The organism is Petrotoga miotherma DSM 10691 (assembly GCF_002895605.1).
In the GTDB taxonomy this organism is placed as follows: Bacteria; Thermotogota; Thermotogae; order Petrotogales; family Petrotogaceae; genus Petrotoga; species Petrotoga miotherma.
In genome coordinates this window covers 1-3,564 of the sequence record NZ_AZRM01000047.1, presented here as the reverse complement: position 1 = coordinate 3,564, position 3,564 = coordinate 1, and the positions used below count along the sequence as shown (strand labels likewise).

Here is a 3,564-nt window from a genome sequence, read left to right as displayed (position 1 = left end):
CCATCACTCTTTCAATTTCCGGTACCTGTAATGGAGCTAATAATGGACTCACTGCCCTGGACGGCTGGATTACTATTAACAACTACAATCCTCTCTTGGTTAGTAGGAAGTATAATAGGGGCACTTGCAGGATACTTTAAAAACAAGGCATGGGCACAAACGCTAGACAACATAGCGATGGTGGTAAGGCCCATACCCTACTACATATTTGCATTATTACTACTCATAGTATTTGCCTATCTGATACCGATATTCCCATCGGCAGGTGGATACTCAGTTGGAAGACAAATAGGGTTCAACTGGGCGTTCATATCAGACGTGTTAGTACACTCGTTTCTGCCTGCGATATCGCTGATGGTTTTAGGAATAGCAGCCAACATACAAACGATGAAACTAATAGTATCGAACATAGTAGCAGAAGACTATGTGATGTATGCGAAAGCGGGAGGGCTAAAAGAATCAAAGATAGCCTTCAAATACGTATTCAGGAACGGATTATTACCGCAAGTAACCAACTTAGCGCTATCTTTAGGGCAAATCTTTGGAGGGGCATTGATAACAGAAATAGTATTCGCCTATCCAGGGATAGGAACGTTACTATACGGAGCGATAAACTCAAACGACTACAACCTAATAATAGGGGTAGTCTCGTTATCGGTAATAGGGATAGCGTCAGCAACGCTCATAATAGATCTAATATATCCACTCTTTGACCCAAGAGTAAGGTACAGATGAGGTGATAATGTTGGAAGGATTCAAAGAACTAATGAAAGATGGAAGGTTCAGATTTGCGTTCATAGTAATATGTATTTTAGCCTTCATGTCAATACTCTCATTCTTCTCGCCATACGATCCACTAAGGTGGAACATGGTAGCTAGGGACAAACCACCCAGTTGGCCACACATATTCGGAACGACATCGCAAGGGCAAGACCTATTCTGGCAATCTACATTTGCGATAAGGAACTCACTAACAATAGCGTTAATAGCCTCAGGAATATCGAGGGTGATAGCGATAATAATGGGATTAGTATCGGGGTACAAAGGTGGAAAAACCGACAAAGTACTGATGTCGATAAACGACAGTTTTGTAGTAATGCCGCTCTTACCGATTCTGATACTGATAGCATCGGTAATAAGGGAAAACTTAACGATGGTACTATTAGGACTCATACTAAGTCTATTTGGATGGGCGTGGGATGCCCGGGTAATACGATCACAAATACTAAGTCTAAGGGAAAGGGAATTCACATACACATCAATACTATCGGGGACAAGAACGTTCAACCTGGTAATAAAAGAATACTTTCCATTCATAATACCGATAATATTTTCGACGTTGATAAACAACATGATATGGGCGGTAGGGATGGAAGTAACGTTATCGGTATTAGGCTTATCCAACACAGAAATACCAACGATAGGAACGATGATACACTGGGCGGTAAACTACCAAGCGATGCTACTGGGATACTGGTGGTGGATACTAACACCTGTAATAATATCGATCTTCTTGTTCGTAGCCTTGTACCTACTCTCAACAAGTCTAAGTGAATACTTAGACCCAAGAACAAGGATACAAAGAATCGGTAAGGCGAAGGAGTGAAAAGGTTGGAAGTATTAAAAACAGAAAAACTAAAATCGTATTACATATTTGAAATGCAAGAAGAGAAAAAAGAAGTAAAAGCGGTCAACGATGTAAGTATAAAGATACAAGAAGATGAAATATACGGGATAGCAGGGGAAAGCGGATGTGGGAAAAGCACATTTCTAAAAACGATATGTGGTTTAGCCGAACCGCCACTGAGGATAGTAGATGGAAAGATATACTACGAAGTGGAAGGAAAAGAGATAGACATAACCAAAATGAGTCAAGAAGAATACAGGAAATTAAGATGGCAATTCATATCGTACATACCGCAAGGATCGATGAGTGCGTTGAATCCGATAATAAGGATAAAAGAATCATTCAAAGACTTTGTGACCTCACACAAAAAGATAAAAGATGAAGAAAAAGAATTTGAAGAACCACTGAAGAAACACTTAACCGCCTTGGGATTACCGCTAAGGGTACTAAAATCATACCCACACCAACTATCTGGAGGGATGAGGCAAAGGACGACGATAGCCTTAGCAACGATACTCAATCCAAGGATCATAGTAGCGGACGAACCTACAACGGCGTTGGATGTAGTAGCGCAAAGGGCGGTAATCCAATTACTAAAAGACATACAAAAAATGCAAAAAAACACGATAATACTGGTAACCCACGACATGGCTGTACATGCGAACATAACGGACAGGATGGGGATAATGTACGCAGGGATGTTTGTAGAAGAAGGGAAAACGGATGAGATATTCGAAAACCCGCTACATCCATACACAAAATTTCTAATAGGCTCACTACCAAAGATGGGAGACAAAAGTTACAAGGTCAGTGCACCTGGATCACCCCCCTCATTAGCGAACCTACCACAAGGATGTCCATTCCATCCACGATGTCCATATGCGATGGAAATATGTAAAAAGGAACGTCCACAACTCGTTGAGATAAGTGACGGACACAAATCAGCCTGTTTTTTGAACTCAAAGGAGCGTGTGGAAGATGCAAGAAAATAAAACGGCAATAAATACACAAGAAAAGTTGTTGGAAACGAAAAAGCTACAAAAGGTATTCATAGTAGGAGGGGGATTTGCAAGAAGCAAATTACTAGCGGTAGACGATGTGAACTTTCACATATACAAAAATGAAATATTCACACTTGCAGGGGAAAGTGGATGTGGGAAATCGACAGTTTCAAAGATGCTGCTAGGATTTCTTGAACCAACACAAGGTGAAGTGTACTACAAAGGCAAAGACATAGTAAACCTAAAAAAATGGGAAGAGAAAAAAGAGTTCATGAAAGAAGTACAATCGGTATTTCAAAACCCTTTTGAAACATTCAATCCGTTGAGGAAGGTAGACAGATACCTATACGACACAGCGAAACAATACGGGATAACAAAGAACGGGAATGGTAAAAGGGTAGAAGAAGCACTAAAGGCGGTAGGATTAGGTATAACGGAAGTAAAAGGAAGGTACCCCAACGAGTTTTCAGGAGGGCAACTACAAAGGATATCGGTAGCCCGATCGCTCATAACGACACCATCGTTGTTGGTAGCGGATGAACCGGTATCGATGGTGGATGCATCGTTGAGGATGTCGATAGTGAACTTATTCAAAGATTTAAAAGACAAGTACAATGTAAGTGTGTTGTACATAACGCATGATTTAGCAACCGCATACTACGTAAGTGACAGGATAGGGATAATGTTCAGAGGAAACATAATAGAGATGGGTGCGGTGGAAGATGTACTGATGAACCCGAAACACCCATACACACAGATGCTGAAAGAATCGATACCTGAACCAGATCCGAAAAAGAAATGGACAGAACGGATAAGTATAAAAGAGTTGGAAACAGAAGAGTACATGAGAAAAGGATGTAAGTTTGCAGGTAGATGCCCGTTTGTTATGGAAAAGTGTAAAGATAATATGCCACCAGAAATACAAACAGAAAATCG

General features: G+C 40.7%; 4 protein-coding genes. All 4 read left to right on the top strand.

The genetic code is table 11. From position 1 onward, the window contains the following. The coding region (locus X928_RS08565) for an ABC transporter permease (protein ID WP_103079356.1) at positions 1–735 on the top strand (735 nt) is incomplete at its 5' end. 7 nt (positions 736–742) lie between these two features. Then, positions 743–1,606, top strand: a complete 864-nt coding sequence (locus X928_RS08560) for an ABC transporter permease (protein ID WP_245857219.1) — start codon at positions 743–745, stop codon at positions 1,604–1,606. Between the two features lie 5 nt (positions 1,607–1,611). Then, positions 1,612–2,619 (top strand): ABC transporter ATP-binding protein, encoded by a 1,008-nt coding sequence (locus tag X928_RS08555; protein ID WP_103077036.1) that lies wholly within the window; start codon positions 1,612–1,614, stop codon positions 2,617–2,619. Continuing rightward, positions 2,606–3,564: ABC transporter ATP-binding protein (locus X928_RS08550; RefSeq protein WP_103079354.1), on the top strand; the 959-nt coding region annotated here is incomplete at its 3' end. The genes X928_RS08555 and X928_RS08550, both read left to right, overlap by 14 nt.